Annotated in this window: 22 protein-coding genes and 3 pseudogenes; 6 read left to right on the top strand and 19 right to left on the bottom strand. The window is 69.2% G+C overall.

What is annotated here, in order from left to right:
- The first annotated feature begins 97 nt into the window (after positions 1-97).
- The 4 genes from HJD23_RS39470 (at position 98) to HJD23_RS39460 (ending at position 3,462) form a co-directional block, all read left to right on the top strand.
- Positions 98-1,054, top strand: a complete 957-nt coding sequence (locus tag HJD23_RS39470; protein WP_197973801.1) for a helix-turn-helix domain-containing protein — start codon at positions 98-100, stop codon at positions 1,052-1,054.
- A 419-nt stretch (positions 1,055-1,473) separates the two neighbouring features.
- On the top strand, positions 1,474-1,761 hold the full coding sequence (locus tag HJD23_RS44465) for a hypothetical protein (RefSeq protein WP_171109288.1): 288 nt from the start codon (positions 1,474-1,476) through the stop codon (positions 1,759-1,761).
- A 690-nt stretch (positions 1,762-2,451) separates the two neighbouring features.
- A complete protein-coding gene (locus HJD23_RS45090) occupies positions 2,452-2,715 on the top strand; it encodes an ATP-binding cassette domain-containing protein (protein WP_346770327.1) in 264 nt (87 codons plus the stop codon).
- A 99-nt stretch (positions 2,716-2,814) separates the two neighbouring features.
- Positions 2,815-3,462 (top strand): hypothetical protein, encoded by a 648-nt coding sequence (locus HJD23_RS39460; RefSeq protein WP_171109289.1) that lies wholly within the window; start codon positions 2,815-2,817, stop codon positions 3,460-3,462.
- Here HJD23_RS39460 and HJD23_RS39455 read toward each other — a convergent pair.
- The 8 genes and pseudogenes from HJD23_RS39455 to aztB all read right to left on the bottom strand — a co-directional run bounded on the left by HJD23_RS39455 (position 3,399) and on the right by aztB (position 13,031).
- Positions 3,399-4,118, bottom strand: coding sequence for a haloacid dehalogenase type II (locus tag HJD23_RS39455; protein ID WP_171109290.1), 720 nt, complete (start codon positions 4,116-4,118; stop codon positions 3,399-3,401). The genes HJD23_RS39460 and HJD23_RS39455 overlap by 64 nt on opposite strands.
- Before the next feature lie 129 nt (positions 4,119-4,247).
- Positions 4,248-5,243 (bottom strand): phosphotransferase, encoded by a 996-nt coding sequence (locus tag HJD23_RS39450; protein ID WP_171111495.1) that lies wholly within the window; start codon positions 5,241-5,243, stop codon positions 4,248-4,250.
- A 107-nt stretch (positions 5,244-5,350) separates the two neighbouring features.
- A complete protein-coding gene (locus HJD23_RS39445) occupies positions 5,351-6,700 on the bottom strand; it encodes an aspartate aminotransferase family protein (RefSeq protein ID WP_171109291.1) in 1,350 nt (449 codons plus the stop codon).
- Positions 6,701-6,916: 216 nt separating this feature from the next.
- A complete protein-coding gene (locus HJD23_RS39440) occupies positions 6,917-8,083 on the bottom strand; it encodes an ROK family transcriptional regulator (RefSeq protein WP_171109292.1) in 1,167 nt (388 codons plus the stop codon).
- A 590-nt stretch (positions 8,084-8,673) separates the two neighbouring features.
- Positions 8,674-9,871 (bottom strand): annotated as a pseudogene (gene aztD, locus HJD23_RS39435) (zinc metallochaperone AztD).
- Positions 9,872-9,967: 96 nt separating this feature from the next.
- Positions 9,968-10,927, bottom strand: a complete 960-nt coding sequence (gene aztC / locus HJD23_RS39430; protein WP_171109293.1) for a zinc ABC transporter substrate-binding protein AztC — start codon at positions 10,925-10,927, stop codon at positions 9,968-9,970.
- Positions 10,924-12,153: a PQQ-binding-like beta-propeller repeat protein gene (locus HJD23_RS39425; RefSeq protein WP_171109294.1), complete on the bottom strand. Its 1,230-nt coding sequence runs from the start codon at positions 12,151-12,153 to the stop codon at positions 10,924-10,926. Before HJD23_RS39425 ends, aztC begins: the two co-directional genes overlap by 4 nt.
- Before the next feature lie 20 nt (positions 12,154-12,173).
- The gene (gene aztB, locus HJD23_RS39420; protein ID WP_171109295.1) at positions 12,174-13,031 is read right to left on the bottom strand and encodes a zinc ABC transporter permease AztB; all 858 of its coding nucleotides are present in this window, start codon (positions 13,029-13,031) and stop codon (positions 12,174-12,176) included.
- A 14-nt stretch (positions 13,032-13,045) separates the two neighbouring features.
- Between aztB and aztA the strand changes: the two genes are divergently transcribed.
- Entirely contained in the window at positions 13,046-13,789 is a 744-nt protein-coding gene (gene aztA, locus HJD23_RS39415; RefSeq protein WP_171109296.1) for a zinc ABC transporter ATP-binding protein AztA, read from the top strand.
- A 190-nt stretch (positions 13,790-13,979) separates the two neighbouring features.
- On the opposite strand, the pseudogene HJD23_RS39410 reads toward aztA, so the two are convergent.
- Positions 13,980-14,174, bottom strand: a pseudogene (locus HJD23_RS39410) (helix-turn-helix domain-containing protein); the annotation flags it as partial.
- A 22-nt stretch (positions 14,175-14,196) separates the two neighbouring features.
- Between HJD23_RS39410 and HJD23_RS39405 the strand changes: the two are divergent.
- A pseudogene (locus tag HJD23_RS39405) lies at positions 14,197-15,485 on the top strand (SpoIIE family protein phosphatase); the annotation flags it as partial.
- A gap of 91 nt (positions 15,486-15,576) precedes the next feature.
- Here HJD23_RS39405 and HJD23_RS39400 read toward each other — a convergent pair.
- The 10 genes from HJD23_RS39400 to HJD23_RS39355 all read right to left on the bottom strand — a co-directional run bounded on the left by HJD23_RS39400 (position 15,577) and on the right by HJD23_RS39355 (position 26,378).
- Positions 15,577-16,311 (bottom strand): SDR family NAD(P)-dependent oxidoreductase, encoded by a 735-nt coding sequence (locus tag HJD23_RS39400; protein WP_171109297.1) that lies wholly within the window; start codon positions 16,309-16,311, stop codon positions 15,577-15,579.
- 12 nt (positions 16,312-16,323) lie between these two features.
- Complete coding sequence (gene aspA, locus HJD23_RS39395) at positions 16,324-17,733, bottom strand: aspartate ammonia-lyase (RefSeq protein ID WP_171109298.1); 1,410 nt, start codon at positions 17,731-17,733, stop codon at positions 16,324-16,326.
- Positions 17,734-17,824: 91 nt separating this feature from the next.
- The gene (locus HJD23_RS39390; protein ID WP_171109299.1) at positions 17,825-19,108 is read right to left on the bottom strand and encodes an FAD-binding oxidoreductase; all 1,284 of its coding nucleotides are present in this window, start codon (positions 19,106-19,108) and stop codon (positions 17,825-17,827) included.
- A 50-nt stretch (positions 19,109-19,158) separates the two neighbouring features.
- Positions 19,159-19,824: a haloacid dehalogenase type II gene (locus tag HJD23_RS39385; protein ID WP_171109300.1), complete on the bottom strand. Its 666-nt coding sequence runs from the start codon at positions 19,822-19,824 to the stop codon at positions 19,159-19,161.
- A 46-nt stretch (positions 19,825-19,870) separates the two neighbouring features.
- Entirely contained in the window at positions 19,871-20,809 is a 939-nt protein-coding gene (locus tag HJD23_RS39380; RefSeq protein ID WP_171134123.1) for an aldo/keto reductase, read from the bottom strand.
- Entirely contained in the window at positions 20,806-22,266 is a 1,461-nt protein-coding gene (locus tag HJD23_RS39375; protein ID WP_171109302.1) for an aldehyde dehydrogenase family protein, read from the bottom strand. Before HJD23_RS39375 ends, HJD23_RS39380 begins: the two co-directional genes overlap by 4 nt.
- The gene (locus tag HJD23_RS39370; protein WP_171109303.1) at positions 22,263-23,216 is read right to left on the bottom strand and encodes a M14 family metallopeptidase; all 954 of its coding nucleotides are present in this window, start codon (positions 23,214-23,216) and stop codon (positions 22,263-22,265) included. The genes HJD23_RS39375 and HJD23_RS39370 overlap by 4 nt, the downstream gene beginning before the upstream one ends.
- 23 nt (positions 23,217-23,239) lie before the next feature.
- A complete protein-coding gene (locus HJD23_RS39365; RefSeq protein WP_171109304.1) occupies positions 23,240-24,622 on the bottom strand; it encodes an aminotransferase class III-fold pyridoxal phosphate-dependent enzyme in 1,383 nt (460 codons plus the stop codon).
- A complete protein-coding gene (locus tag HJD23_RS39360; protein ID WP_171109305.1) occupies positions 24,619-25,485 on the bottom strand; it encodes an ABC transporter permease in 867 nt (288 codons plus the stop codon). Before HJD23_RS39360 ends, HJD23_RS39365 begins: the two co-directional genes overlap by 4 nt.
- On the bottom strand, positions 25,482-26,378 hold the full coding sequence (locus tag HJD23_RS39355; protein WP_171109306.1) for an ABC transporter permease: 897 nt from the start codon (positions 26,376-26,378) through the stop codon (positions 25,482-25,484). The genes HJD23_RS39360 and HJD23_RS39355 overlap by 4 nt, the downstream gene beginning before the upstream one ends.

Below are 26,378 nucleotides of genomic sequence, written 5' to 3'. Positions count from 1 at the left end.
CTGATCTCTAGTCTGCGCCGAGTGACAGCCCTGGGACGCAGGGGAGTTCGGGGCTGCTCTCAATGCCGTCGGGACACTCCGCAGCGGAGGGGATACGTTGCCCACGGGAAGCTACGTCGTGGAGACGACGAGGACCGCCGAGGTCGAGGCACGCGAGCAGACCGATCTGTGGAGTGACCGCGTCGGGGCGTACCAGACCCGGCTGGACTACAGGTACGGACGCGCCGAGGTCTTCCGCGGCGAGATGATCCGCCAGCGCAGCGACACCTACCAGGTCGTCACGTGGCACAGCGACGAGATCGAGTACGCGCGCACACCGGGCCTGATCCGCCAGATGCCCGACCCCGACTACCGGCTCCTCTTCCCGCTCTCCGGCGAACTGCGGCTGCGGCAGGACGACCAGGAGGTGCGGCTGACGCCGGGCACGGGCAGCCTGATCACGCTCGGTGCGCCCTTCGAGCTCCTGCACGGCGCGTCCCTGCGCGGTGTCATCATGTCGATCCCGGCCCAGGAGATCGACGGCCCGCTGAACCGGAAGGCACCGCTGGCCACCGGGCTCGATCTGACCAAGGGGCTGGGCCGTGTGGTGCACTCCGTGGTGCGCAGCCTGAACGAGGAGCGCCACCGCCTCACCGCCCCGCAGTTCGACGCCGTCTGCGACCGCGTCGTCGAGCTGCTGTGCATGCTCGCCTGCGGCGACGACCGCCCCGACGCCCCAGGCAATCTGACCGAGGTCGAGGCGATGGTCCGCCGCTACGTGCGCGATCACGCGGCCGACCCCGACCTGTCCGGCGCCTCCATGGCCCGCGCCCTCGGCTGGTCCCTCCGCCAGATCCAGCTCGCGCTCCAGCACGTGGGCACCACGCCCCGTGACCTGATCCGCGAGGAGCGCCTGCGTCTGGTCCGCGAGCGTCTCCTGCGCGCCGACTGCGAGCACATGACGATCACGGACTTGGCGCACGCCTCGGGCTTCTCCTCGGCGAGTGCCATGAGCACGGTCTTCCGCCGGCGCTTCGGGGTGAGCCCCCGGGAGATGCGTTCCAAGTCCCGCTGAGGCCGCGCCCACGGGTCGGCCCAGCGGCTCGCCCGTGCCCCCCGGGGGCCCGCCAGTCCCCCAGCAGGCGCAGCCGTACCTGACTCTCGCGCTGCACCGCTCGCTCCACTCGGGCATCGGACACCGGACGGGCTGTTCGCCGCGCCGTTCAGCTGCTACGTCCCGGGCGTCGACGCCGCCGCTCCCCGCTCGACATCATCCAAGCCGGCTGCCGGCCGGCCGCCCAGGGCACCCCGGAAGCGGCCCGCGTCGGCCCCATGTGCGCAGGGAACTCCGGAGTACGACGCCTGGCTCGACGGCGAGACCGAACTGCGCGCCGTCGGCCGTGGCACTGAGGTGCGTATCGAGTCGTGATCAAACTGCCTGCTCCATAAGCCGGTGGCGCCCGCCTGCGGCGACTCGCGTGAGATCATCCGTCCATGAGTAGCGACCTGGAAGTGAGTGCTCTGGCGATCAATGTCACGATCCCGCAGGCGCTCCGCTGGACGGACACGCGACGCGGTGAAGCGTTCACGCTGACCACACTCAACGTCCGACTTCTTCCAGACGGCCACCTCGCCGTAAAGGCCTATGGCCGCCCAGTCGGTGGTGGTCGGGGCGCGTACGTCTCGTTCCCCGTCCCCGACAAACCTGAACTGGCGGCCTTGGTCACCGAAGCTGCCAGCCGTGCCGGGGAGTTGTGGGCCGCGCATCGTGGTCTGGGCTGAAGCCAGCTCGACTTGATGGCGGATGGTGGCAGTCCCGGATTTCGCCCTCGTGGCGCGGTCGAGGAGGATAGATCCTTGAGGCCTCGCAGCGTCTCCACAGCCGGGGCCGGATCGACGCTGACGGTGACACCCTGGATGTCCACCCTGGTGTGCAGCTCGGCCAACTGCCGTCGGGTCGCCGGGTTGGTGCTGCCGACCACGATCAGCGGACGTCGGGCCAAGACGAGCCGGCTCGAAAGCGATTCCGAACCGGTGTGACCACTGGACAATCGCACCTTCGCCTGCTGGACGATGGTGGCGGCCTCGGGGAGTTCCGCGCGGTTGCTGTAGGCGGCCAGACACAGGACCTTGCCCTTTGTCTGGGACTCGACTTGCGCGGCGGTCGCCGCCTCGGCGCAGCCGGAAACGTCGACGCGCTTGTCGGCCGCCCAGGGCACGGCGGGCCCGAACAGGCCCTGCGCGGGGTCGGCGTACCCGCCGGAGACCGAGTCGACGAGCCCGGAGCCGTCCACGGACTCACGGGCCGCCGCGCGCAGCGCCGGTCGGTGAACAGGCCGCTGCCGGTGTTGAGGACGAGGCTGTTGGTCCGTTCGGACGGCAGGACCGCCGTGCGGTCGCCCAGAACGCTGACGCCCTCGCGGCCGAGCGCCGCACCCTTGCCGGGGCAAGCGGCTCGTATCCCAGCCGTGAATGACACCGGACCTCCGCAGCACAGTCCTACTCACATCAAGCCACACCTGCCGGCCCGAGAACTCCTGTCGATCAGGATGGGCGGGTTTGATGTACGGATGCGGGGCGTGTCCTGCAGCCACGGAGGTGGAGGCCGTGGCGGGTGTGGATCTGGAGATCGCGGCGGGCGAGCGGGGTGCGCTGACGGGGACGAGCGGTTCCGGGAAGACGACGCTGCGGCGCGCGGTCTGGAGCTGCTCCGGTACACGACCGGTGCGGTCCTAGTCGGTGGCCGGGTCACGCTGGTGGTGACCCACGACCGGGCGCTGGCCGAACGGTGCGACCGGGTGCTGGAGATGGCCGCCGGGCGGCTTCGGAGGTCCGGTGACTCTGGTCGGCGCCGACGTCGGCGCCCTTCTCCAGCTGGTGCCCATCCCCCAGTCGGTCCACCACGCCCCGGACCACGACCCGAAGCCGTCCGACCTCACCGCCGTGGCCCGGGCCGACTTCGGGTCGTACGCGCCCTTCGAGTCGTACAGCCCCAAGATCAAGGAGGCAGCCGGGTCGAAGGCCGAGCTGATCGAGGTGAACCTCGACGACGACGCCGACAAGGTCAAGGCCGAGGTCTCACGGCTCGCCAAGTTGTTCGGGACCGAGGACGCCGCCGGAACCTGGAAGACCGCCTTCGACGTCGAGTACGCCAAGCTGCCCGCGGACTCAAGGCCGCGTGGCCGGGGGCGAGAGCGTCGTCAGCCAGGTCTTCACCCATGGGCGGCGAAGCTTGCGGGCGCCACGACGGTCGGCACGTACGGCCCTGAGCCGGTGCCCCGGCGCAGCTGGCCGAGCTGTGGAAGAGGAAGCCCGCCCGCGTCCTGGACAACGCCCACATGTCGACCGGCACGGTCCTGCCCGACTCCCGGCCATGGGCGCCCTCTGACGCGGACGCCTGTTGCGGCTGTGCGCCCATGTCAGCGCTTCGCCTCCCGCGCCGCCCGCGCGAACGAGATCATGTCCGGGAACTCAAGAGCGTAGGAGTACTCCGCCGTGGGCTCGGGAGTGGCGCCCCAGCCCGGACGGTCGTGCCGACGATTGATCCACACCGACGGCAGACCATGACGCTTGGCAGGCACGTGATCGTGGAAGAGGCTCTGCGCGACATGCAGCACCCGCTCGCGCGGGACGCCCATCTCCTCCAGCGCCTCGTCAAGGGCCTCGAAGTGGTTCGGAGCCGGCTTGTACGCCTTGACGTCCTCGGCCGTAATGATCCGGTCGAACTCAACGCCCAGACGCTTGTTCGACCCCGCGAAGCCCGCCCGGTGAACGTTGGACAGGATGATGAGCTTGTAGTCCTCGGCCAGGAGGGCGAGCGCTTCGGCCGAGTCGTCGAAGGCCGGCCAGTCCGGAACAGAGTTGCCCAGCCGCTGCGCCCACTCCTCGCTCACGGGCCGTCCGAGCTTGTCCCCGGTGCGTCGGAACGCCTCGGCGAGAACCGCCGAGTAGAGGGCATCGGGCATGTCCACTGCGGCCCGGGCCTCGTTGTCCGCGTAGGCGAGCAGCAGTTCCTCGTCGGAGAGGTCGAGAGCAGCTTCCTTCGCCCACGGGGCCAGCACGGCGGCGATGCCGGCCTCCCAGTCGATAAGCGTGCCGTAACAATCGAAGCTCAGCGCGTCGTAGTCGGCGAGATGCATGGATCCTCCTTGGAGTGTGGTTACCGTGCGCGGACGGTGTCGAGGGCGGCGGTGCCTGCAGCGTGTCGGGCCCACCGCGGCCAGCTGGTCTTTTTCTGAGGGCAACTGCACATGTTCGGGACTGGCTTTTCAGGAATGCCCGTGACGGGCTTCCCTGAGGTGCGCGACGACGACGTCCAGACTCACGGTCAAGGAACGCTCGATATTGATCCAGTCGTCCTTGGCGTGACCGAGGAGGTACTCGCGCCGTTCTGGTGCACGCTCCGCGCGCCAGTTCGTGATCAGCGCACGCAGTGTGAGTCGTGCCAACGCGGCAACCGGGAGCAGCGGGAGTTCCGAGGCCTGGATCGGCCGCTTGCGTTGGTAGCCGGCGGCGAAGGCGCAGGCGTCCCGCCAGGGTTGATCCGGCGTCCTGCCGAGCAGGTTCGCCATGGGAACGGCTGGGTCGAAGATCACCGCGCTGCGCACCGTGTCGCCGAAGTCGATGACACCGGTGACGAAGTGATCGCTCTGTGGATCCACCACGATGTTGTAAGGGCTGAAGTCGCCGTGGATCACTTGGGTTTCGAGATCACTCAGCCTCGGGACGATGTTTTCACGGAAGAGCCGGAAGACCGACTGGGCCAGCTGGCGGTGCTCGGGGCTCGGCGTGTGCTCGACCAGTTCGGTCAGCTGGTGGAAATGCCTGATGTCCCATGCCAGACCTCGTCGGTCCGCCGGGTGCATGAATGGCCTGAGCGCCACGTCGATCAGCCCCAGCATCTCGCCCGCCTCGGCGAGCCGCTCCGCGTCCGGGTTCGCATCGGCCAGGACCTGGCCTTCGACGAAGTCGAACACCCGCAGGATGCGAGTCCTGCCCTCGTTCAGCCTGATCGTGACATGGTCGTCTCCGTCGGCGGTCAGCTTCACCCGCTGGACGGGCAAGTGCGGAGCGGTGGTCTCGAGGTGGCGCATCACGGCGGTCTGGAGGGCGACAACCGCCTCCGCCTCGTCAGGTGGTGAGACCTTCACGAGGTAGTTGCTCGAGTCGGTGCTGAGTCTGAACGTGTCGTCCTTCTCGGTCGCCAGTCGCCCCAAGCGCCCGCAGAGGCGGTAGCGCTCCTCAAGGACAATGCTCACCAGCATCACGTCGATGGGTTCGTGGGACGACGTCAGGCCGCTCTCCTGGAGGAGCCGCTGAGCATAGTTCGTAGCTGGTGAGGTGTTCACGGTCCGCCCCTTGGGTCAGCCTGTCACAGACGGTTTTTGGCGACCTCGGCGAAGGTCTCCAGGAATCGCGTCACATCGGCGGAGTCGAAGGCCAGCGGAGGGCGGATCTTCAGCGTGTTCGCCGACGTACCCGTGCCGCTGATCAGGACGCGGCGATCGCGCATGTCGTTGATGACGTCTTCGGCACGTGCCCGATCCGGCTCGAGGGTCTGGCGGTCCTTGACGATCTCCACGCCGACGTAGAGGCCCGCGCCGCGGACTTCGGCGACGTAGGGGGAATCCTTGGTGATCTCCCGCAGCCCCGCGCGCAGAGCGTTGCCGCTCTCCAGGACGCGCTGCTGCACGTTCTCCTTCTCGAAGACGTCCAGCACCGCGGCGCCGGCGGCCACGGGGATGGAGCTGCCGCCGAAGGTGTTGAAGTAGCGGACGTTGCGTCCGAACTCCTCGCAGACCTCGGGGCGGAAGACCACACCCGAGATCGGCAGGCCGTTGCCCATCGGCTTGCCCATGGTGACGATGTCCGGCAGCACGCCCTGGCGGCTGAAGCCCCACATCGAGTCCCCGAGCCGGGCGAATCCCGACTGGACCTCGTCCGCGATATAGACACCGCCGGCCGCGTGCACCTCCTCCACCACGGCCTGCATGTAGCCGGGGGGGTCGGTGAAGATGCCATCGCTGCTGTGGGCGCAGTCGGTGATCAGGGCCGCGAGCCGGTAGCCGTGGCGCTCAAGGTCGTCGATCGCGCCGCGCACCTGCTGCCGCATGTGCTCGGCGAGCGTGGATCCCGGCGCGACGAGGCGCGGGTCAGGAGCGTCGATGAGCCGGACGTTCGGGCCCAGCGGCGACCCCGCGCCGAGGGTCGGTGAGAAGCTCGCCACCTCACGGGTGAGGCCGTGGTAGGCCCAGCGGGTGACGATGATGCCCTCGCCGCCCGTGTGGAACCGCGCCACCCGCACCGCCAGGTCGTTCGCCTCCGACCCGCTGCACGCGAGGCTCAGCTTCGACAACTCCTCGGGGAACGTCGCAAGAAGCCGCTCCGCGTAGTCGACCAGTGCTTCCTGGACGTAGCGCGTGTTGGTGTTGACCACCGCCATCTGGCGGGCGACGGCCTCGGCCACGTAGGGGTGGGCGTGCCCGACGCAGGGGACGTTGTTGTACGCGTCCAGGTAGTCGTTGCCGTCACGGTCGATCAGGTGGGCGCCGTGACCGGAAACGAACTCGACCGGCTCCCTGTAGATCAGCGTGTAGCCAGGGCCCAGGACCTTGTTCCGGCGCTGGATGGCCTCTTGGAGGTGCTCGGGGAGCTCGCTCAGTACCCCGGGGTCGAACCGGTTGGGGTAGTGGGCTATCGCCCGACTCAGCGTCGAAGTCATCGGCAGGCACACCTTCAGTCTCGTTCCGGAGTTGCTCGCTGCGTTGGCCGGAACCATACCATCATTAATTCCAGTTCCAACCTGAAACTAGAAACTTCTGCGTCCTGGCCGACGATGCCCTGCCCCAGCAGCACACCGTCCTTGTACGGCAGCTGCCCATGGCGGGCCCCGTGTCCTCACCTGTGACCCGAAGCGTCTCGCCAGGCGGCGGTCGGCTCAGAAGGCCGGTGCGGACTTCTCCGAGAGCCGGTTCTGTTGCCGTGCTCCGAGCACGGCTTCGCGCAGCCGTTTCTGAGCGATCGTCAGGCATGCGTAGACCGCGCCTTGTGCCGTCGACAGACCGATCTGATGCGGACCCGTCCTGATCTCCGGCACCGCCGGAAGGCTCTGGTCGAGCCGCGCGCGCACCTGGGGAAGGACGACGTCGACGAGCGGGCGCAGCCGGCCCACGAAGTAGACCGACTCCGGGTCGAGCGTCACGGCGACGACGCTGACAGCGGTCACGAGCGCGGTGGTGAACGCCTGCAGCACTTCGGCGTGCGGCGCCACGGTGTGCGGTTGCAGCCAGAGATCCTCGATGCGCTCCAGGTCGAGCCCCCGCTTGCGAGCGAACCGGAGGAGACCTCGGGTGCTCAGCAACTCGTCGAGGTTCTCGTCGCCGACTCCTGAGGCGAGCACACCGATGTCGCCGAAAGCAGGTGTACGGCCGCGGGCGAGCTCGCGATCCGTGCAGCTGGCGAAGTTCAGGATGGTGCTGACGCTGAAGAGCGCGGCGTTCCTGATGGTGGCGTCGTCGGTGAGGATCCCGAGCAGGGACGCGTTGGCATCACTGTCGAGGAGCACCGGAGCCTCGACCAGGTTTTCGACGGCTTGCTGGAGGCCTGAGCCCGCGAAGATTTTCATCGACTCCGCGGGGCCGAAGATCTCCGTGCCGCCCCGGACCCGGCCGGGCACGGCGGCGACGATCTGACGCAGAGGACCCTGCGCAGATCGGGTGGCCTGCGCGATGAGGTCGACCAGCCATCGCGCGGCGTCCTCGACCTCCTGGTGATCGGCGGTGGGAACCGTCACGTGCTGGATCTCACGACCCCTCAGGTCGGTCACCAGCACACCCGTGGTCTGGGCACCGAAGCTGACACCGGCGACGTGCCCGGTCGTGCCGGGCAGGTCCAGATAGGTGGAGCGGCGGCCGCGGCCGGTGATCTCGTCGACCCCGCCGTCGACGACGAAGCCGTCGGCACGGAGCTCCTCCACCGCTCTGGACACCGTGGCCTTGCTCAGGCCCGTCAGCTCGATGAGCTGGTTCCGCGTCAAGGGTGCGTGGGAGAGGACCACGTCGAGGACTGATGCCTTGTTGTAGTCGCGTGAGGTCGGGTTGGTCACGTGATGACCATAGCGAGCCCGGTACGCCGATCGGGCAGGGACCGGTTTGGGCGGTCCGACCAGGGGTTTCGACGCGGTGAGCAGCGGGTGTTTCGGCGGATCCGTCGCTCCCGCCCAGGCGCGCTCGAAGGGGTCCGTATCGGCGTCTCCCGCCTTGCCGGACGGTTCTCGGCTCATCTGTCATGAACTCCGTAAGTCCCCCAAGCACTCCAGGAGCGCATCGCCGCGTTGCGGCGAAGGGCAGGAAGCCCGGGGGTCGACGACCAACTGACTGACGGCAGCGAGCATTCGCGGACCAGTGCAATCCCTGTGCGGCCAGCCGCTGGTCAACGGCCTAAACGATCTCGACGTCGCCGGGCTGGCGCCCTGCCTTAGAGCTCCGAGCAGAAGCGGGGCCCCCATCGATGGCGCTCCGGCACCTTGCGATCGCACGCACCGGACGCCCGCGAGCTGATCGGACTCCCATTCTGTTCGGAGCTCTTGGGGCGGCTTGACCCCATGCACGAGCATAACAGCTTTTGTTTCAGACTGGAACTGCAACAAATGGTGTTGGCTGCCCGGCGTGGGACGGCCTCACCGAGGTCGGAGGATCAGTGGCCCGCGACGACGCCGGAGAGTTCGTTCGTGCTCTTCGGCAGGGTCACAGAGGCGACCTTCTCGCCCGATTCGATGTCGATGGCGTGCAGCTTGCGCTTGCCCGGCTCGGAGACGTACGCCGTGTTGTCGCGGACGAAGAGGGTGGGCCGGGGCTGCTGCCAGTCCAGCGGCTCCTGCCACTGCCACGACGGGGATCTTCTTGTCCACCTTGCCCGTCTCCGGGTCGATGACATGGAGGGCGCCGTTGGTGCCGAGGAGGAGTGCCTCGCCGTCGGGTCCACGGCCGAGCGAGCGGAAGGAGTAGCTGGTGCCCAGGTCGACCAGGCGCAGTTTCGCGGTCTCGGTGTTGATGAGGGAGATGCGGGTCGGCCGCTCCAGTTCGGCCTCCGGGTCGGTCTTGTAGTCGCCCAGGAGGATGGGCGAGGTGTCGCTGCCGCGCTGGTTGCCGATGCGGCCGTAGTCGTCGGGGGCGTCGACCTTGGTGAACTTGCCGTCCTTGTAGATCAGGAGGCCGTCCTCGCAGCCGATGCCGATGGCCTCGCCCTTGGCGGCGGCCTCGCCGTGGACGCCGGGGCAGTTCTCGTTGCGGTTGATCTCCTTGTTGTTCTTGTCGAGGACGAGGGCGCCGGTGCGCTTCTCCTCGGTGCCGAGGGTGGTGAGGAGTTCGCCGTTGCTCAGTTCGATGGCGACGCCGTGGTGCGGTTCGGCGGAGGTGTAGGTGCGGCCTTGCGGTTTCTTGCCGTCCTTGAGGTCGGCGGGGTCGAAGACGTTGACTTCGCCAGTGCCGTCGGTGAACAGGACCGTCTTGCCGGCGTGCTGGACGACGTGGCCGGGCTTGGCGCCCTTGTACTCGATGCCGGTGAGGGTCTGCTCGGCGGCGTTCAGGACGCGGAAACCGGCGTCGGTGGAGACGATGACGTGGGAGTCGTCGCCGGCGGGGTTGAGACGGTTGAAGCCGGGCAGCTCGATCGTGTTGGCGAGCTTCAGGCTCTCGCCGTCCAGGATGTACAGGCCGCCGTCGAACGTGGCGACCAGCGGGTCCTTGACCGCCACGGCCTTTGTGCTCGGCGCCGCCTTGGCCTCAGCGTCGGACGAGGAGCTGTCCTCCCCTCCGCAGGCAGTCAGAACCGCGGAAGCCGCCAGGGCGAGGGCCGTGCCCGTGAAAGCTCGGTTGCGTATCGGCTTGTTCACCGGTGTGTTCCTTTCTTTGCCGCGCGAGCGCGGCGTCGGGTGGGGAGTGTGTGGTGGCGGCCGTGGTCGGCCGGTGTCCACGTCAGGGGCGCTGGTTCAGGCGCCGGTCAGGCCCTCGGTCATGGCGGTGGTGTTGGCGCGCATCATCTGCAGGTAGGTGCCGGCGCCCTTGCCCTGCTCGGTCAGCGATTCGGAGTAGAGCTCGACGACCCGCACCTGGCCGCCCAGTTCGGTACGCAACACCTCGGCCAGCCGCTTGGGCTGCGAGGAGTCCGCGAACACGGTTTGTACGCCTGCCTTCCGCATCGCCTGGGTGAGCGAGCGCAGGTCGGAGGAGCTGGGCGAGGCCAGCGTCGTACCGCTCGGGATCACCGCGCCGATCACCCGGAAACCGAAACGCTCGGCGAGGTAGCCGAAGACGTGGTGGTTGGTCACCAACGCGCGTCGTTGTTCGGGTATGCGGTCGAAGGACTTCTCCATCCAGGTGGTGAGGTCGGCGAGTTGGTCGTCGTAGCGGTCGGCGTTGGCGCGGATCGCCTTCTCGTCCACGCCGTCCACGTGCTCGACAACCTGGTCGGCGATCAGGCCCACGGCCTTGCGGACGCGGTCGGGGTCGGTCCAGAAGTGCGGGTCGGGTTGCCCGGCCTCCCCCTCCGGGCCGCCGTCGTCATGCGCCTGGAAGGTGAGGGGGTCCACCGCCTTGCCGGCCTCGAAGACGGCCACTCCTGCCTCGCCGGCGGCTTCCACGTGCCGCAGTACGTTCTCCTCCAGACCCAGCCCGTTGAAGACCACCAGGTCGGCACGCTCCAACTCGGCGGCCTGCACGGCCGACAGACCGAAGGAGTGCGGGTCGGCGTTCGGCTTCATCAGCACGGTGACGTCGGCTTCGTCGCCGACGATCTCCTGCGTGATGTCGCCCAGGATGTTGGTCGTCACGACCACCCGGGGCCGGTCGTCGCCGCTCGTACAGCCGGTGCCGGCACCGGCCAGGGCGAGGGTGAGCAGGACCAGCAGGAGGGTGCGCAGCCGCCGCGACCCTCGCGTCCATCTGGTCATCGTCCGGTCTCCACCATCAGGGCCGGCTCGATGTCCAGGTCGAAGGTGCGCGCGATGCGCAGGTTGTCGTTGTAGTCGATCTCGTACACGCGTTTGCCCTTGGGGTCGTTGAGGTATGCACGGCTGCGGTCGACTTCGATGACTGGTTCCGCGTTCCCGTCGGTACCGGTCTCGGGGGCGCCCGTCAGAAGCGGCTTCGTCCTGGAGACCTGCTTGCCGGTGGTGATGTCGTAGCCGTGCAGTGCTCCGTCGGTCTCAAGGACGATCAGGACGGAGCCCTCGCCGGCGGTGTTGGCGGAGACGACGGGGCCGGTCCTCACCCGTGTCCACGTGCGCTCGCTGACGTGCAGGACCCACACGGCCCGATCCCCGGCCGGTGCCGTGAGCGTGTCGCTGCCGGGCCGGTGCCGGAAGGTCGTGGCCCGTTCCGCTTCGGGTGCGTCGCTGCCGTACGGGATCTTCTCGGCGGTGAAGGTGCCGTCGGCCTCACGGACGAGCAGGGCGCCGTCGGCGCAGCCGAGGACGACGCCGCGCCGGGTGACGGCGTCGGCCCGCACCTCCTCGCAGCGGGCGTCCGGCGACGCGGCACGCTTGCCCTCACGGTCGTACACCGCGACCTTCCCGTCGTCCGTGACGCCGAGCAGGTGCTCCGCGTACGGCACGACAGCTCCCGCGTGCGTCCCGGGAAGCGTGCGGGCGGAGCCGACCTTGCCCTTCTCCAGACCGGCCCGGCGGTAGATCCTGGCGCGGCCGTCCTCGTCGGTCACCGCTGTGACGGCGGCATCGCTGCGGACGTGGGTGCCCGGGCCTGCGGGCAGCCGGCCCACGTCACGTATCGCCGCGCGGTAGTAGTGGACGTGGTCGCCGTGGTCCACCATCCAGGCGCCGCTGTCCAGGACGCGCGTGCTGCCCGCGGTGTGGAAGTAGCCGAAGCGGCCGTCGGTGGTGAGTTCGGTGGTGCCCGTCGTCCGGGACACCTTGTGCGTCTTCCCGGTGATCAGATCGAGGACCCGGGTGTCGCCGGTGACCGGGTCGTTGAGCAGCAGCCGCGACTGCTGCTCGGCCTTCTCCTGGGCCCCCTCGACGTAACCGTGCGGAGCGGAGGCCGAGACGGTGGCCTGCGGAGTGGTCGCGGTGTCGTCGTGGCTCGCGCAACTCGTGGTGAGCAGGGAGATCGCCACGAGCGCGGCGGGCGCCCAAGGTATGACGTTTCTGCGGACGAGCAAAGGGATCGCCTCAGGTTCTTTCAGTCGGTCGCTGTTGCGTGAGCGCCGAGGAGGCGCGCACGGCGGCGGTGGCGGAGAGCGGATGCCAGGTGGGAGAGGAAGAACAGGCTGACCGCGAGAGCCGAGATGGTCGCGCCGGCCGCGGTGCTCAGGTGCCAGGACAGCAGCAGGCCACCGAAGGTGGCGGTGATGCCGAGGAGCGCCGCGAGGGCCATGACGCCCCGCACACTGCGCGCCCAGGGCAGCGCGGCGGCCGGCGGGGCGATGAGCAGGCCCAGCACCAGCAGCGTGCCCACGATGTGGAAGGAGGCGACGATGGCCAGTGCCAGCAGGCCGAGCAGCACTGCGTGTGCCAGGCGGGGCCGCAGGCCGAGCGTCTGGGCCTTGCGTGCGTCGAAAGCCAGGGCGAGGAAGGCCCGGTGACCGAGGACCGAGACGGCCAGGGCCAGCAGCAGCGCCACCCCCAGCAACAGCAAATCCTGCTCGCGGACGGCGAGGACGTCACCGAAGAGGAACCCGGTCAGGTCGACCGCGAAGGACTGCGACCGCGACACGATGATGACACCGAGCGACAGCATCCCCACGAACAGCAGCCCGATACCCGTGTCCTGGGACAGCCGCGGGGTGCGGCCGAGAGCCGTGACGCCGGCCGTCATGACGGCCGCGCTCAGCAGCGCCCCCACCAGCAGGTTGCCGCCGAACAGCGCGGCGAGCGCCACTCCGGGCAGCAGCCCGTGCGACATGGCGTCACCGAGGAAGGCCATCCCCCTGAGCACCACCCAGGTCCCGGACAGGGCGCAGATCGCCGACACCAACATTCCGCCCCACAGCGCCCTCTGCACGAAGGTCACCTCGAAAGGGCCCGTCAACCACTCCATATAGGAGGACTATAATGAAAACCATGTTCAAAACACAGGGAGCCCCTCCCGGCGTCACCGAGATCCGGCCGCCCCGGGTCCGCTTCACGGAGCTCTCCGCCGGATACCCCGGCCACCCCGTCCTGCATCAACTTGACGCGGAAATAACGGCGTTGGCGATCACGGCACTCGTCGGCCCGAACGGCAGCGGGAAGTCCACCCTGCTCGGAGTAATGGCCGGTGTGATCAAACCCACATCAGGCCGGCTCCACCACGCCGGCGGCCGACCGCCGGCGTTCGTCCCGCAGCGCAGCGCCGTCGCTGACGCACTGCCGCTCACGGTCAGGCAGACAGTGGAGATGGGGCGCTGGGGCGACCGCGGGCCGTGGCGCCGACTGACCCGGCAGGACCACGCCACCGTGGACCAGGCCATGGAGAGGCTCGGCATCACTGACCTCGCCACCCGCCAACTCGGAGAACTCTCCGGCGGACAGCGGCAACGCGCCCTGATCGCCCAAGGACTCGCCCAGGAGTCGGACCTGCTCCTCCTGGACGAACCGACCACGGGCCTCGACCCCGAAGCAAGGGACCGGATCGCCGCGCTGCTGACGGAGCTGGTCACCGACGGCAGGACCGTCGTCCAGGCCACACACGACCTGGAAGCCGCACGCTCGGCGGACGCCTGCCTCTTGCTCCGCGACGGTCAACTGGCGGGGCAGGGACACCCCGAGCAACTTCTCACCGCCTCAACGCTCGCCCAGATCTGGCAACCGGTGTGAGGCGACGGCCCTCTTCCTTTCTCGCGGCGATGGTGCTCACGTGCCGCTGTCGCATGTAACTGTGGCTGCCACAGGTCAGGCCCGGCCCAGGGCTCTCGCACGTCGATGGGTCCACGCCGATGAGAGCCGACGCACCCTTCGAGCGCTCTCCCGCAGCCCCGCATGGAGTCGGTTCACCGAAGTACTGGCTCGCCGCGTGCAGGTGCTGGCGCAGGGAGGCGCCCGTGGCGAAGCCGACCCGGCCGGCGATCTGGTCCACCGACAGGTCGCTGGACTCCAGCAGATCCCGGGCTCGGGCTACACGCTGCTGGATCAGCCAGCGGCCGGGGCTGAGGCCCACCTCGTCGTTGAAGCGGCGGGCGAAGGTGCGCCGGCTCATCCGGGCGCGGGTGGCGGCTGTCCTCGTCGGCCACGCCGTCCTCGATGCCGACCTGACCACTTCCCACGGCTGGCGGGCCCAGGATCCCGAATGAGCCCGGCGCATCCTGGACCGCGGCCTCCACTCCCTGATCACGGTGCCGCTCCAGGCTCGCGGCGTGGTGCTGGGTGTGGTCGACTTCTGGCGTGCGGAGCAGGACGCCTTCGAGGAAGAGGACCTGGCCTTCGCCGAGGAGCTGGCCGCCCGCGCCGCGGTGGCCATCGACAACGCCCGGCGCTACACCCGCGAGCATGCCCTGGCCGTGACCTTGCAGCGCAGCCTGTTGCCTCGCTCCCTGCCCGACCACTCAGCCGTCGAGGTCACCCACCGCTACCTGCCCGCCCGGGCCGGCGTCGGCGGCGACTGGTTCGATGTCATTCCGCTGCCCGGGGCCCGGGGCGCCCTGGTGGTGGGCGACGTGGTCGAACACGGACTGCACGCCGCGGCCACCATGGGCCGACTGCGCACCGCGGTGCGCACCTTCTCGTCCCTCGATCTTCCCCGGACGAGCCGATCAGGCACCTGAACGAGCTGGTCACCCGGGTCGACAGCGAGGGGGACGACAGCCAAGGAATCACAGGGGCGACTTGCCTCTACGCCATCTACGACCCGGTGAGCCGCCTGTGCTCGCTGGCCAGGTCCGGGCATCCGGGACCGGCCCTGGTGCACCCGGACGGCACGGTCGAGCAGTTGCTGGTTCCCGTCTCCCCGCCGCTGGGACTGGGCGGCGGACTTCCCTTCGAGAGCGCCGAGTTCACCCTGTCCGAGGGCTCCCGGTTGGTGCTGTACACCGACGGTGTCATCGAGGACCGGAACCGGGACATCGACACCGGCCTCGCGATGCTGCACGACGCCCTGACGGGGCCCGGCCGGACCCCGGAGGAAACCTGTCAGGCAGTCCTCGACGCCCTGCTGCCGACCCGACCGAGCGACGACATCGCCCTGCTCGTCGCTCGGTCCCGCCTGCTCGATCCCTCTCAGGTCGCCGACTGGGACACCTTCCCGAGACGGCTGCGGATACTGCGCGACGGCAACAACCTGATCTGTGAGGTCGCCGACGACAGCAGCACCTCACCGCATCTGCGCCGGGCGACCGACACCGACGAGGGCGGGCGGGGATTGTTCCTCGTCGCCCAGTTCACGCAACGGTGGGGTACCCGCTACATGCCTCGCGGCAAAGTGATCTGGTCCGAGCAGTCGCTCCACAGCACGACGACCGAACCTGACGCAGACACAGCCGACGCCCTGCTGGACCAATGGGGCGACGCGGACTGGTGACGACCGTTCCGCACCTCCGTTCCGCACCTCCGTTCCGGACTTCCGGTCCGGACTTCCGGTCCGGGCTTGACCGGCGCCCGTACCGCGGGGCTCAGAACGCCGTGTAGCCGCCGTCCACGGATAGCACGGCACCGGTGATGTACGACGACTCCGGACAGGCGAGGAAGAGGACCGCGTCGGCGACCTCTTCGGGTGTGGCGAGCCGGCGCAGCGGTATGGAGTCCTCTCTGGCGCGCCGGTAGGCAGCGGGGTCGGGGCGTCGCTGGAACGAGGCCTCGATGAGCGGCGTCACGGTCAGACCTGGCGCGACCACGTTGACGCGGATGTTGCGGGACGCCCATTCGATGGCAGCGCCGCGGGCGAGCGCGATCAGGCCTCCCTTGGCAGCGGAGTACAAGGTCTGGTTCGGCATGCCGACCATGCCGAGGCGCGAACTGACGCACACCATCGACGCCCCCGACTCCGGAGCCAGCGGCATCAGGTGCTTCATGACCAGGAACGCGCTCAGGAGGTTGCTGTGGAGCAGGTCGCGTGCGTCGTCGGCAGTCGTCTCTTCGAGCGGGCTGGACTGCTGGAGTCCGTGGCAGAGGACGACCACTCCCACTTCCCCCAGGTGATCCGCCGCTCTGGTGGCCAGCTCGGAGACGAAGGTCTCGTCGTTGAGGTCCCCCGCGAGGTAGAGATCGTCCGGGTGGCTCTCGCGCAACTCGGGTCGCCGTCCGGTGAGCAGGAGGTTGGCGCCCTCGCGGCGGAAGTGGGAGGCGACCGCCTGACCGATCCCGCTCGATGCTCCGGTGATCGCGGCGTTGACATTCTGGAGTCTCATATTCGTTCCCTGTCAGGCCAGCACCTGGCCGCTGCCCGCCACGGCCTCGGGCCGCAGCAGATCGGCCAGGGTCTCGGCGGGCAACAGTCCCTCCTCAAGGACGAGTTCGGCCACGCCCCGGCCGGTGGCGAGGGCCTCCTTGGCGATGTCGGTGGCTGCCGTGTACCCGATGTACGGGTTCAACGCGGTCACCAGACCGATGGACGTCTCCACCGCCGCGCGGAGTTCGTCCTTGTTGGCGGTGATGCCGTCCACGCACCGCTTGGCCAGCGTGAGACAGGCTGCGCGGAGGTGGGTGAGGGACTCCGACAGGGAGTGCAGGATGATCGGTTCGAAGGCGTTGAGCTGGAGCTGTCCCGCCTCGGCGGCCATGGTGATGGCGACGTCGTTTCCGATGACCTCGAAGGCGACCTGGTTGACGACCTCGGGGATCACCGGGTTGACCTTGCCGGGCATGATCGACGAACCGGCCTGTACGGGCGGCAGGTTGATCTCGTTGAGGCCGGCGCGGGGACCGGAGGAGAGCAGGCGAAGGTCGTTGCAGCTCTTCGACAGCTTCACGGCGATGCGCTTGAGCACGCCCGACATCTGGACGAAGGCGCCGCAGTCCTGCGTGGCCTCGACGAGGTTGACGGCGGTGACCAGCGGCAGCCCGGTGATCTCGGCGAGGTGGCGGCGGGCCGACTCGGCGTATCCGGCAGGTGCGTTGAGTCCGGTGCCGATGGCGGTGGCGCCGAGGTTGATCTCATGGACCAGCTCCACGGCCTCGGCGAGGCGGCTGCGGTCCTCGTCCAGCATCACCGCGAACGTGGAGAACTCCTGGCCCAGAGTCATCGGCACGGCATCCTGGAGCTGGGTGCGCCCCATCTTCAGCACATCGCGGAACTCCACTGCCTTACGGGCGAAGGAGTCCTGCAGGACCGCCATCGCCTTGAGCAGCTCACGCACCGCGAACACGGTGGCGATCTTGACGGCGGTCGGATACACGTCGTTGGTGGACTGACCGAGGTTGACGTCCTCGTTGGGATGCAGATACCCGTACTCGCCCCTGGCATGGCCCAGCAGCTCCAACGCCCGGTTCGCGATGACCTCGTTGGCGTTCATGTTGGTCGACGTGCCGGCACCGCCCTGGATGACGTCGACGACGAACTGCTCGTGCAGCTTGCCGGACCGGATCTCACGGCAGGCGGCGACGATCGCGGCCGCCTTCTTCGGCTCCAGCAGCCCCAGCTCCTCATTCGCCAGGGCGGCGGCCTCCTTGACGGCGGCGAGGGCGTCGATCAGATGCGGATAGGCGGAGATGGGAGTGCCGGTGATCGCGAAGTTCTCCGTGGCGCGCAGGGTGTGGACACCCCAGTAGGCGGCGACGGGGACATCCCGGTCACCGAGCAAGTCGTGCTCACTGCGGGTGACGGCGTTCATGAGGAGGGGGCCTTCTCTCGGGAGGCATGGTGGGGGCCTTCCACGCTGCTGCGCAGAAGGCCCCCGCGGTGTCACTGGTGTCGGTACCTGCTCAGAGCAGGCGGTCCTTCGCCTTGTAGTAGGCGCCACCGAACGGCAGGAACCAGGCGGTGCCGTTGTAGAAGGGGACGGGGACCTTCGGGAAACCGAAACCGCGCAGTGGGTTGGCCTCCGGCTTGCCGTCCATCATCTCGGCGACGGCACGGCCCATGTACGTGGCCATCTGGACACCGTGACCGCAGTAACCCATGGAGTAGTACAGGCCGTCGACCTCGCCCGCGTGCGGAATGCGGTCCCAGGAGAAACCGACCATGCCGCCCCACACGTAGTCGATGCGCACTCCCGCCAGCTGCGGGAAGATCTCGGTCATCTCCCGCTTGAGGATGTCGCCGCTCTTGATGTCGGAGGCCGGGTTGGAGGGGGCGAAGCGGGCCCGGCCGCCGAAGGCGAGGCGGTTGTCCGGGGTGAGGCGGACGTAGTGGCCGACGTTCTTGTGGGCGACCATCAGGCGGCCGTTCGGGATGAGTTCCTTGGCGCGCACCTCGCCGAGCGGTTCGGTGACGATGATGAAGCTGCCGACGTTGATCAGCCGCTTGCGGAACCAGGGCATCGACTTGTCGGTGTAGGCGTCGGTGGCCGCCATGACCTGCTTGGCACGGATGGTGCCGTGCATGGTCTCCACAAGGAAGCCGCCGCCGGGGATGCGGGTGAGGCCGGTGGCGGCGTTGCGCTCGTGGATCTCGGCGCCGGCGCGTTCGGCGGCCTCGGCCAGGCCGTGGACGTACTTGCCGACGTGGAGGGCGGCGCTGTCCGGGTCGAGCAGGGCGCCGTGGTAGTAGTCCGTGCCGAGCTCGGCCCGCAGTTCGCTCTTGCTCAACACGACCGTCTCGTGGCCGAAGTTGTCGGCCAGGTCGCGCTGCTTGGCGCGCAGCCCATCGAAGTGCCCGGGCTTGCAGACCAGGCCGAGGCGCCCGGCGCGGTTGAAGTCGCAGTCGATCTGTTCCTTCTGCGTGAGGTCCTCGACGACGTCGACGGCCTCCCGGAAGGCGTTGTACAGCTCCAGTGCGCGCTCCTGGCCGTAGCGCTTGCGCGCCTCGGCGGGGCTGATGGTGATGCCCTGGGTGCACATGCTGCCGTTGCGCCCGGAGGCGCCCGAGCCGACCTTGTCCTTCTCGACGAGGACGACCCGGGCACCCTTGCGGGCGGTGTGGTAGGCGGTGGACAGGCCGGTGAGGCCGCCGCCGATCACCACCACGTCCGCCTCGTCGGGCAGGTCCTTTCCGGAACGGTCGGGGAGGGCGGGGGCTGTGTCCAGCCAGTAGGGGATCTGCTTCATGGCGTGCGTCCTCTGTGTTTCTCGGTCCTGTGTCGCCGGTATGCCGTAGGTCAGCAGCCGAGCAGCTTCGGCAGGCCCGACAGGTCGGGCAGCTCGTCGTACGGCTGGTAGTCGGAGCTGCCCAGGCGGCCGTAGCGGTTGATCCACACCCGGCGCTTCAGGCCGAGGTCGCGGGTCGGGATGTGGTCGTACTCCCAGCCCTGGGCGACGTGGATGACCTGCGACGGCTCGACGCCCATGGTCTTGAAGGCGTACTCGAAGGTCTGGCGGTCCGGCTTGTAGGCGCCGGCCTGCTGGGCGGTGATGACGTAGTCGAACTCGACGCCGATGTTCTCGACGTTCCGCGCGATCAGGTTGTCGTCGGTGTTGGAGATGATGGCGATCTCGTACTTGGTCTTCAGGGCGCGCAGCGCGTCCGGGACCTCGGGCCAGGGGCCGAAGGTGGGGACGGCCTCGACCAGGGCGTCGCCGTCGGACTCGCGGTACTCCAGGCCGTGCAGGCGCATGGCGTTGCGCAGGCTGGAGTGCAGGATCTCGTGGTAGGGGCGGTAGGCCTCCAGGACGGCCTGGAAGCGCATGACGCGGAAGTCGTCGAGGAACTCGTCGACATCCAGGTTGTCCAGGTCCAGCCGGTCCTCGAGGACCTTCAGGGTCGTGGGGCCGAGCTCGAAGTTGATCAGGGTGGCGTAGGCGTCGAAGGTGACGATCTCTCTCATGGTGTTCAGCCTCAGTCTCGCGGGTTTCCAGAGGGGGTGGGGGGCTTCAGACGACGCGTTCGCCGGGGGCGACGATCGCGTCGAGCACGGCCAGATCGGCCGGGCTCGGTATCCAGTCGGCCGCCGCCGCGTTGGCGGTGACCTGTTGAGGTGTCATGGCGCCGCAGATGACGGAGCCGACGGCGGGCAGGGCCGCCAGTGCGCCGACCGCGACCTGGAGGAGGGTCAGGCCGCGGTCGGCGCCGTATGTGGTGAGCGCCTCGACCCTGTCGAGGGCCGCCTCGGTGAGCCAGCCCCGGCGCCAGGACAGGCGGCTGCCGGGCGGGGGTTCCTCGCCGCGGCGGTACTTGCCGCTGAGCAGGCCGTTGGCCAGCGGGTAGTACGGCAGCAGGCCGAGGCCGTGGTGCAGGCAGGCCGGGATCAGGTCCCGTTCCGCACCGCGGTCGAGCAGGTGGTAGCGCGCCTGGGTGGACACGAAGGCGTCCGTGACCTGCTCGGCCGGGAGGTTGGAGCAGCCGATGTACCGGATCTTGCCCTCGTCGACCAGCTCGTGGAGCGCGGCGACCGTCTCCTCCAACGGCGTGACGCCGTCCCGTTCGTGGTACTGGTACAGGTCGATCCGGTCGGTGCCGAGCCGACGCAGTGACGCCTCCACCGCGTACCGGATGTAGGTGCGGGATCCGCGCGGTCCGCACAGGTCGGCATCCCGGCTCATCTCCATGCCGAACTTGGTGGCGAGCACGATGTCGTCGCGGTGGCCCTTGAGGGCGGCACCCAGCAGGCGTTCGCCATCGCCGCGCGAGCCACCCCGCTCACCGGACCCGCCGTACATGTCGGCGGTGTCGAACAGGGTGATCCCGGCGTCGAGGGCGGCGTGGACGACGGCCTTCGTGCCGTCCTCGTCGAGACGGCTGCCGAAGTTGTTGCCGCCCACGCCGACCACCGAGACGGCCGGGCCGCGTGCTCCGAGCGGACGGTACCTCATGACCGGTTGCCGAACCCGATGCAGACGTTCTTGGTCTGCAAGTAGCTGGCCAGGCCCTCAAGGCCCTTCTCCCGGCCCCAGCCGCTGTTCTTGTAGCCGCCGAAGGGGAGCTCGACGCCCGTGCCGACGCCGGTGGCGTTGACATAGACCTGGCCGGCCCGGATGCCCTCGGCCATACGCATCGCCTTGTCGATGTCGCGGGTCCACACGTACGAGGCGAGGCCGTACGGACTGTCGTTGGCGATCTCCAGCGCCTCGTCAGCGTCGTCGAACTCGATGACCGTGACGACGGGACCGAAGATCTCCTCGCGGGCGCAACGCGCCTGGTTGTCGAGCCCGGTGAGGACGGTCGGCTCGACGAAGTAGCCGTCGGCCAGCTCGGGGTCCGACGGAGCGCCTCCGCCGGCCCGTGCCACGGCGCCCTCCTCCCGCGCCAGTTCCAGGTAGCCGAGGACCCGGTCCCGCTGCCGTGCGGCGACCAGCGGGCCGACGTCCGGGTCCGTCAGGCCGGGGCCGACGCGCAGGGACGCGGCGTGCGCGACCAGCTTGTCCAGGAACTCCTCGGCTCCGCGCTGGAGCAGCAGCCGGGTACCGGCGGAGCAGGTCTGCCCGGCGTTGCCGAACGCGGAGGCGGCGACGGCGGTCAGCGCCAGGTCGAAGTCGGCGTCGGCGAAGACGACGACCGGCGACTTGCCGCCCAGTTCCGTGACCGAGGGCACCACGTTGGCAGCGGCGGCCTGGGCGACTTTGATGCCGGTCGGCACCGAGCCGGTGAAGGTGACCTGGTCGATGTCCGGGTGACCGGCGAGGGCCGCGCCGGTCTCGCCGTCACCGGGGACCACGTTCAGCACGCCCGGCGGAAGACCGCACTCCAGGGCGATCCTGCCGATCTCCAACGGGGTGAGGGGCGCCTCGGGTGACGGCTTGAGCACGACTGTGCAGCCGGCGGCCAGCGCCGGGGCGGAGCCCCTCGCGGTGTTCTGCAGCGGGTAGTTGAAGGGGATGATCTGGCCGGACACGCCGATCGGCTCACGGACCGTGTAGTCGATCAGGCCGGGGCCGAGCGGGATCGTCGAGCCGCCGAGCTTGTCGGCGACGCCCGCGTAGAACTCGAAGTAGCGGGCCGCGGCCTCGACATCGGCCTTCGCCTGGCGGAGCGGCTTGCCGACGTCCTGGCTCTCCAGGCGGGCCAGCCGTTCGCCCTGGTAACGGATGGCCTCGGCGATCCGGTACAGGATCCGGCCGCGGTCGGCGGCGCGCATCCGGGCCCACTCGGGTGCCGTGAAGGCCGCGCGCGCCGCCGCCACTGCCTGGTCCACATCGCCCTTGCCGCCCAGCGCCACCTGGGCGATGGCCGTGCCGTTCGACGGGTCGAGGACGGTGAAGGAGCGACCGTCGGCGGCCGGCACCTGCTTGCCGTCGATCAGCAGCTCGGTCAGCTGCAGTTCGCCGCTCATGGCTGGATCTCCCCCAGCACCTCGCCGAAGATGACGACCTCGTCGCCGGGACGGACCGTGCGGATCCGGCGCACCCAGAGCACGATGCCCTCCTGCGGGGCAGTGACCTCCTCCAGCGTGTTGCCGTAGTGGTCGGTGATGGTGGCGATCAGGTCGCCTTCCTTGCAGGTCTCCCCCGGCTCGGCGCGGGCGACGAAGAAGCCGCCGGCGGCGGAGCGGGCGAAGGTGCCCGAGACGGTCGTGTAGGTGTCCCGCAGCTCCGCCTCGCCGCCGATCATGCCGAGGCTGCGCAGGATGTTGCGGATCGAGTTCATGTGGTGCTCGACGTTGGTCTCGCGGTACGTGGCGCCACCGCACTCGATGGTGATGGCGGGCTTGCCGGCTTCGAGGACGGGGTGGCGGACCGTGCCGCCCCACTTGCCGCCCTTCCAGACCAGCTCGTGCCCGGCGGCGAGGGCCAGGTCCGTCGCCAGGTCCTCGTAGCCGCCCTGGAGGATGACCAGCGGGGCGATCTCGCCGTAGGCGCCGCCGGTGTGCAGGTCGACCACGGCGTCGACGGCGGGGACGACCTGCTCGACGAAGGTGGCGGCCAGGCGCTGCGAGTACGAGCCCTCCGCGTCGCCCGGGAAGATGCGGTTGAGGTTGAGGTGGTCGATGCCGCTGGCGCGGGCGGCCGCCTCGAAGGCGGGGGTGTTCATGCAGGGGATGCCGACCACGGTGCCGCGCAGGGTGGCCGGGTCGATCTCGGCGAGCACGCGGCGGATGGCTTCCTGGCCGTCGTACTCGTCGCCGTGGACGCCCGCGTCCACGCACAGGACCGGGCCGTCCTGGGTGCCGTTGACGACGATCAGCGGTATGCCGAGCTCCACGCCGTAGCTGCTGGTGCCGACCGGGATCAGGCCCTGGGCGCGCTCGCCCGGGGCGACGGTCAGCGGACCGATGGAGTACATGTGGTTCCTTCCCAAAACGTGGATCAGATACGGGACGACGCCTCGGCGAGGGTGCCGGCGATGATCGCGGCGATGCGGTCCAGGACGGCGCGGTCGCTGATCAGCGGGGGCGCGATCTGGACCAGTGGCGCGGAGCGGTTGTAGACGCGGGCCAGCAGGCCGGCCTCGCGCAGTCGGCGCGGGATCAGGTCGCCGATCAGCTCGGCTCGGGCGTGGGCGCTGAAACCGCCGTCGTCCAGGTCGCCCACGAGTTCGCAGGAGTAGAAGAACCCGGTGCCGCGGACGTCGCCGACGATCGGCAGGTCCTTGAGCGCCGCCATGCGCTTGGCCAAGTCCCCCTGGAGACCGCGGACGTTGTCCAGGATGCGGTCCCGCTCCATGATCTCCAGGTTGCGCAGGGCGATGGCCGTGCTCAGCGGGTGCCCGGCGAAGGTGTACCCGTGGTTGAGGACCGCGCCGGGCCGGTTGATGACCTCGGTGACCTTGGTGCCGACCAGGGTCGCGCCCAGGGGGGCGTATCCCGCGGTGATGCCCTTGGCGACGGTGACCATGTCCGGGCGGGCGCCGTAGCGGTCCCCGCCGAACCACTCCCCGATCCGGCCGAAGGCCGTGATGACCTCGTCGGCGACGAGCAGGAAGCCGTACCGGTCGGCCAGCGCCCGCAGCCCCTGCCAGTAACCCTGGGGCGGGGTGATGCAGCCGCCCCGGTTCTGCACCGGCTCGGCGATGAGCATCGCGACGGTCTCCGGGCCCTCGGTCAGGATCGCGGCCTCCAACTCCGCGAGCAGCCACGCCGTGTACACCTCGTCGTCCGCGAACTCCGGTGCCAGGCCGTAGCGGTTGGTGTTCGACACGAACCGGGTGTCGATCGCCGGCGGACCGTACGGCTCCGTCAGGCCGGGGTCGTCGTTGAACGACAGGGTGCCGATGGTCAGGCCGTGGTAGGCGCCGCGCCGGGCGATCGCCTTGGTGCGGCCCGGCTCTCCGCGCAGGGCGTGGTAGCGGCGGGCTATCTTCCAGGCGGTCTCGACGGCTTCGGCGCCACCGCTGGAGAAGAAGGTGTGCTCGATGTCGACGGGCGCGATCCGGGACAGCCGCTCGGCGAGTTCGATGGCCGAGGGGTGCGCGGAGCCGGTCCACAGTGGGCTGTAGCACAGCTTGCGCAGTTGCTTCTCCGCCGCCTCGGCGAACTCGGGGCCGTAGGAGTAACCGAGCTGGCAGCAGTACAGTCCTGACAGACCGTCGATGTAGCGTCTGCCGTCCGCGTCGTCGACGTACGGGCCCTCCCCCCGCTGGACGATGAGGAGGTCCTCGCCCCCCGGGCCGAGCGATCCGTTGGCGGTCATGTTCAGCAGCAGGTGCCGCTGAGCTGTGGCTGCGGTCAGCTGAGCTGTGGCGGCGGTCATACGGCTTCGCCTGCGGGGTTGGCGACTCCGACCGTGTTCTCGACCGAGAGCAGGGAGTCCTGTCGTCCGGAGCCGAGCCAGCGCACGAGGGCCACCAGGCCGAGGGCGAGGATGGCGAAGGCGGTGAGGAGCGCGCTGACCGCGGTCACGCTGGGGTCGATCTCGAAGGTGAGGGAGTTGTAGACCCGCACCGGCAGGGTGACGGTGTCGACCGAGGACAGGAACTGGGAGATGTAGAACTCGTCGAAGCTGGTGATGAAGGAGAAGATCGCCGCCGCGATCATCCCTGGGGCGGCCAGGGGGAAGGTGATGCGCCGGGCGATGGTCAGGCGGCCGGCGCCCATGCTGGCCGCTGCGTCTTCGAGGCGTTCGTCGATGCCGCGCAGGGTCGCGATCAGGATCAGCACCGCGATCGGCGAGGCCAGCACGGTGTGCCCGAGGGCGATGGCGATCGGGCTGCCCAGCATCGCGGCCGGTTCGAACAGCAGGAACAGGCCCAGTGCGGTGACGATCTGAGGGATGACCAGCGGTCCGAGGACCAGGGCGAAGACCGCCGAGCGCAGCGGGAGTTCGCTGCGGACCAGGGCAGTTGCCGCAGTGACGCCGATGACGAGGGAGAAGACGGTGCTCAGGGCGGCGACCAGGGCGCTCAGGGAGAGCGCGGCGGGCCATTTGCTGCCATCGGCGAACAGCGCCTTGTACCAGTTCAGCGTCCACGCCTCGGGCGGGAAGGCGGCGAAGGCGTTATTGCTGAAGGAGGTGACGAGGATGACGACGATCGGCAGCGCCAGGAACAGCAGGATCACGGTGGCGATGGCGGTCAGGGCGATCCGGCCGGCGAGGGTCTTGCGCAGCTCCATCATGTGGCGCTCCTCTTCTTACGGCTGGCGCCCAGCGAGGTCACGGCCTTGACCAGCAGCAGTCCGGCCAGGGTGAGCAGCAGCAGGATGACGCCCTGGGCGGCGGCCCCGTTCCACTGGTTCTCCTTGGTGACCTGCTGGTTGATGAGGGTGGCGATCATCGTCTGGTTGGGTCCGCCCATCAGGGCCGGGGTGATGTAGTAGCCCAGCGACAGGATGAAACTGAGCAGTCCAGCGCTGGCCAGGCCCGGGGCGACCAGCGGCAGGTAGATGCGGCGGAAGATCGTCACCCGGCCCGCGCCCATGCTGGACGCGGCCGCGAGCAGGCGGCGGTCCACCCCGCGCATCACCCCGTACAGCAGCAGCACCGTGTACGGCAGCATCATCGAGGTGGTGCCGATGACCACACCCAGTTCGTTGTAGAGCAGCTGGAATGGGGCGCCGGGGACCGACAGGCTGGTGAGGGTTTCGTTCACCAGGCCCTTGTCGCCGAGCATGATGATCCAGCCGTACGTGCGCACCAGGGCGCTGACGAAGTGCGGGACGACCACGACCAGCATCGCCAGGCCCGCCAGGATGGGCTTGAGCCGGGAGATGGCCTGGGCCAGGAGGAACCCGAAGACCAGGCTCAGGGCGGCTGTTTCGGCGGAGATACGCAGCGTGGTGAACAGCACCGACAGGTTGACGCCGGTGAGGGCGTCGGCGTACCAGTGCAGCGTGAACGATCCGTCGGCGTCCTTCAGGCTGAGCAGCAGCGTGGAGAAGATCGGGTAGACGAACAGCACCAGCAGATAGACCACGACCGGCAGCGCGTACAGGATCCCGACCCGCGTCCGGCGCGAAGCCAGCAGCTTGCGCGGACGGGCGGGAGCGTTGGCGGTGAGGGTGGTAGCCAT

This window comes from Streptomyces sp. Z423-1 (assembly GCF_013009255.1).
GTDB lineage: Bacteria > Actinomycetota > Actinomycetes > Streptomycetales > Streptomycetaceae > Streptomyces > Streptomyces gossypiisoli.
This window is presented reverse-complemented; position numbering and strand designations above follow the sequence as displayed.